Annotated in this window: 5 protein-coding genes and 3 pseudogenes; 7 read left to right on the plus strand and 1 reads right to left on the minus strand. The window is 41.4% G+C overall.

What is annotated here, in order from left to right; genetic code table 11:
• From ACFIMG_RS09575 to ACFIMG_RS09605, 7 genes and pseudogenes are all read left to right on the plus strand, one after another.
• Positions 1-1,120, plus strand: a pseudogene (locus ACFIMG_RS09575) (phage tail protein); the annotation flags it as partial.
• A 5-nt stretch (positions 1,121-1,125) separates the two neighbouring features.
• Positions 1,126-1,468 (plus strand): annotated as a pseudogene (locus ACFIMG_RS09580) (phage tail protein).
• Positions 1,465-1,689, plus strand: coding sequence for a tail protein X (locus ACFIMG_RS09585; RefSeq protein ID WP_375678445.1), 225 nt, complete (start codon positions 1,465-1,467; stop codon positions 1,687-1,689). Before ACFIMG_RS09580 ends, ACFIMG_RS09585 begins: the two are co-directional and overlap by 4 nt.
• Entirely contained in the window at positions 1,686-2,993 is a 1,308-nt protein-coding gene (locus ACFIMG_RS09590; RefSeq protein ID WP_375678446.1) for a phage late control D family protein, read from the plus strand. Before ACFIMG_RS09585 ends, ACFIMG_RS09590 begins: the two co-directional genes overlap by 4 nt.
• Positions 2,994-3,054: 61 nt before the next feature.
• Positions 3,055-3,336 carry a type II toxin-antitoxin system RelB/DinJ family antitoxin gene (locus tag ACFIMG_RS09595; RefSeq protein ID WP_375678447.1) on the plus strand — a complete coding sequence of 94 codons (282 nt, stop codon included), beginning with the start codon at positions 3,055-3,057 and terminating at the stop codon, positions 3,334-3,336.
• A 6-nt stretch (positions 3,337-3,342) separates the two neighbouring features.
• Positions 3,343-3,624, plus strand: coding sequence for a type II toxin-antitoxin system YafQ family toxin (locus ACFIMG_RS09600; RefSeq protein ID WP_375678448.1), 282 nt, complete (start codon positions 3,343-3,345; stop codon positions 3,622-3,624).
• Between the two features lie 348 nt (positions 3,625-3,972).
• Positions 3,973-4,500 (plus strand): antA/AntB antirepressor family protein, encoded by a 528-nt coding sequence (locus ACFIMG_RS09605; protein WP_375678449.1) that lies wholly within the window; start codon positions 3,973-3,975, stop codon positions 4,498-4,500.
• A gap of 46 nt (positions 4,501-4,546) precedes the next feature.
• Here the strand turns inward: ACFIMG_RS09605 and ACFIMG_RS09610 are convergent.
• Positions 4,547-4,649: pseudogene (locus ACFIMG_RS09610) on the minus strand (putative addiction module antidote protein); the annotation flags it as partial.

Raw genomic sequence — 4,649 nt, forward strand, 5'->3', positions numbered from 1 at the left:
TGAAATAACCCTCTTTAAGGTAGGGCTTGTAGCTCTTGGTTCCTTCATTTTTGGTCCACTCATTGCCGCATTAGCAGCCGTAGGAACAGCGTTTGTTAGCCTTGGTATCACAATTATGACAACACCTATCGGTTGGCTAATTGGCGGCATCGCAGCTCTTGTTGTCGTCTATAAATATTGGGATGAACTCAATGGCTGGGTAGCTGCATCTTTAGCCGCGGTTGGAGCAGTTCTTACCGGAGCATTCATTGCGGCAATGGTACCGGCAGTTTCTGCAGTTGCGGGTCTTGCACTATCTCTTGTAACTTCACTCATTCCAGCAATAACTGCCGTTAGTTCTGCTTTTATATCGCTTGGTATCGCAATCATGACCACTCCTATCGGCTGGATCGCTGGCGGCATAGCAGCCCTTGTTGGAGTTGGATATCTGCTCTACAAAAATTGGGATACGGTAGTAAGCTTCATAAGCAACTTGTGGAATTCTTTTGCGAGCTTATGTAGTAACGTTTTCAATAACCTCTTGACGCTCTTTAAAAACTTTTCACCGCTCTCTTGGATTTCAAAAAAAATCAATGCATTGATTGAGTGGCTGTTTGGGATCAATCTCATGGAAGCAGGAACCAATCTCATTGGTAGCTTGTGGGACGGTATCAAAAGCCAATGGAATGCTCTGTCTGAATGGTTTAGCGGCATGATAAGCAAATTAACCAGCTGGATGCCTAATTGGATGAAAGAAAAGTTAGGGTTTAATGTTTCAATAGACAAGACTTCAACCCAGACTTTAAAAACCTTTACCGAAGAAACCAATTCACGCGCAAAAAAAATGGTTGATACAGTAGTGGTTACAAATACCCCCCCTGAAAAACGCAAGAGTGGTTTTAATACAAGTGTCGTTGAAACAGGACAAATGCAGGCAACAAATAAAGTGGGTGCCTTTAAAGCTCCAAAGCCCATTACGGTTCATAAACCCGTTGAAGTAGATGCCCGTGTAACCATTACAAATCTCAATATTTCAGTACCAAATGGTCTCAAGGACGAAATCAGAGACGCTGTCAATCAAGCACTTGAACGCTATGCAAAACAGCAACGTTTAGCCATAGCCTCTAGCCTTTCGGATTAAATACCATGATGTTAGCTTTGGGTGATTTTATCTTTTCCATTGAAACAGCAGCTTATCAAACACTTGATATGTCTTATGGAGTTCCATGGGTAGAGCAAGGGCGATTGGGGCGCAAAGCAGCTCTTCAATTGCCTGCCCTTGCAAATGCAGAGTTTTCTTTAACCGGTGTGATCTATCCAGATTTTAAAGGCGGTCACGGACAAATCGAGTATTTGCGACAAATGGCCCATAATGGTCCTCATATCCTTGTAACCGGTCAGGGGAAAATTTTAGGCAAGTTTGTTATCCTNATCCCCCAAAAAACAAGAATTTACGATAAAGTTGAGAGAATATGGTGAAGACCTATGAGTGACCTTTATATGACCAAAGATGGCGATATGGTGGATGCCATTTGCTGGAAATACTATGCCAAGGGTCAACAAGCTCTTGCTGTTGAACGCGTTTATGCAGCAAATTTTGGTCTTGCAGACCATGGACCTATCTTAAAAGCGGGCTTCACAATCGTTTTGCCAACCCTCCCTTATCCTAAAGCCACACCGGTGATTAGAATTTGGGGCAGTCAATCATGAAACATTTTTGCACAGTGATGGCAAATGGAGAGGACATCACAAGAACTCTCATGGACTATGTTTTGTCGATTGAAATTACCGATGAAGCAGAAAACAAAAGTGATCGTATCACTATAGAGCTTGATGACCGCGCACGTGACAGTGATAACGGCTTTCTTGATATTCCTCTTATCGGGACAGTTATTTCCGTAACACTTGGCTATGAAGGCGGGAAAAACCGCGATATGGGAGCCTATCTGATTGATGAAATCTCTGTAAGCAGCCCCCCACAAAGTTTAAGCGTGACCGGACGCGCCGCCTCTATGAACACCTCTTATAGAACACCCAAAAGCCAATCCTATCATCAACAAACCCTTGGCAACATCATTCAAGAGATAGCAGAGCGTAATGGCTATACGCCAAAGGTTGATCCTTCTCTTGCAAAAATCGTTGTGCGTCACATTGACCAAACAGCTGAAAGTGATATGGCTTTTGCCACACGCCTTGCAGAAGAATATGATGCGGTAGCAAAGCCCGTTGATGGTAAACTTGTTCTTGCCAAACGGGGTGAAGGCAAAGCTATCACCGGTGAAACACTCCCTATTGTTGTTATTCATGAAAAACATTGCACCTCTTGGGATTTTAAATACAGCGCACGGGATGAAGCAGGTGCAGCCAATGGCTTAGCAACAGAGGCAGGAGATGATCAAAAAGCCGCCGCTGATGCACGAGAGCCAGAGGAAGTTGAAGAAGGCAAAGATGTTATCCATATGGACGAAAGTGACGCCCCCAATTTGCCTAAAGCAGAGACAGCAGCCGAAACATCTGAAAAGAACGAACAAGAAGAAGAGAAAAAAGGCGGTGTTATCGCAAACTATCATGATATTCGCAGTGGTGAAAAAAAGGAAGTCAAGGTTGGCAAACCACCGTTTCATGAACTCAAATATACCTACCACAATCAATCAGAAGCTGTTGCAGCCATTGCGGCTTATCGCAATAAATCATCGCGTGGGAAATCTTCTTTCTCATGTGATATTGGTGGTGATCCCTTTGTACAAGCAGAAGCAAAGCTTGTTCAAGAGCCCCCTTTCCGCCCCTATATTCCAGCAGAATGGCGCATCAAAAGCGTTAAACACAAGCTTGATAAAACGGGCGGTTACACCACAAAAATAGAATGCGAACTTTTTGATGAAGCCCAAGAAGACACAGCTGGAAACGTTGCAAACACCACACCAGACAAGGATGATACCCTTGATCCAAACGCTCCACCAAACGCATGCGACGAAGGCGAAGGCGTTATCCATATGGATGAAGAAGACAGATAAGTCTCTTGACATCAATCTAAATTGTATTACATTGTACTACAATTAAAGAGGAGATTTAGCAATGGGAAAAATTCAAGCACGCATACCTGATGAAGTTCAGGAGATTGCAAGTACAGTTATTAAATCTACAGGCTTAACTGTATCAGATGCAGTACGTATGTTTATGACTCGTATTGCTAAAGACCAAGCATTACCGCTTGATCTCTTCCAACCCAATCCAGAAACATTACAAGCGATTGAAGATGCCGAAGCTAGTCGTGTCAAGCATACATCTCTAGATGGCTTACGAACTATGATCCGTAATGATAAGGTTGGAATACGTAAATCTGAAAAAAAAATTTAAGTGCTTATGCGTGAAATCGTCTACACTCGGTCATTTAGACGCGACCTTAAACGCGAAAGCAGAGGTAGATATGCCAATGCACTAGAAGAAGATTTTCTGCTTGTAGTCAAAGCATTAGCGGAAGATGAACCACTCAAGGCACATTGGCGAGATCATGCACTAACAGGTCAATGGCGCGATTGTCGTGATTGTCATATAAAGCCAGACTTGGTTTTGATTTATCGAAAGCCAAATGCCAAAACACTAGAACTCTTACGACTCGGTTCACACTCTGAGCTGCGTTTATGATTAAAACAAAAAAGATGCTAGAAATGCGAGCAAAGAATTTAACCAATTATTTTTATAACTTGTCTCATTTTTTATTTGACAATGTAGCAACAATATGGATAATCGAATCAGGTGCCTAAGAAACACCTTAATAGTAAGCGGATTTGGTTACGAAACAATCTCTTCTCCGCACGTTTAAAGGCTTTGACTCATTGTATGTTACACGCATATAATGATCTTGTCGGGTGTAGTTACGCTATACAATACCCTTTTGGGAAAAGCATAACGACGGACTTACTACCGTGTTTCTTAGCACCCGGCACTTTTTAAAAGTGTCATTAAGAAACATCTAAATAGTAAGGAATTCTTATGAACACTCTTATAGAAATTAAAGAACAAAATATTGGTCAAGAAACTGTTCAAACGGTTAACGCACGTGAATTACATACGTTTTTAGAAGTCAACTCTAAATTTGCAGATTGGATTGTACGCCGTATTAAAGAATATGGATTTTTGGAAAATCAAGATTATGGTTTTACGTTTCTCAAAAATGAGAAACGTAAAAATGTTATAAGTAAAGAATATCATCTCACCTTAGATATGGCGAAAGAGCTCTCAATGGTTGAGCGCAATGAGAAAGGACGTCAAGCTCGTCGTTACTTTATTGAATGTGAAAAGAAACTAAAAAGTCAATTTGTTGATTATGATGATATACGTTTTGCTTTCCCAAAAGATTGGGATAAAATGTCTCCAACTAAAAAGGCTGTTTACATTTATGGACTTCTCCACATGCATCTTGTTAAAGCCTTTACGTTGGTAGAAGAAAGCAAGCATTACAAAGCCATAATCAAAGAAGCGAAACAAGTCTTAGAAAGATCTGTAGTGAAAGCCGCTTAAGTAAAAAATATGCCTCCCCTCCCCGTTCTCAACAATGGGGAGGTGGTCAAGATGCTTCTTCTAAAGCCGCTTGTTCCTTACAATTATTTTGGATAGGCGTTAAGCTAATCTGCAAATTTAAAGCACTCAAAACACTGAGAAAAGTAGAA

The organism is Bartonella sp. AP11XZML, assembly GCF_042196445.1.
Classification (GTDB): Bacteria; Pseudomonadota; Alphaproteobacteria; order Rhizobiales; family Rhizobiaceae; genus Bartonella.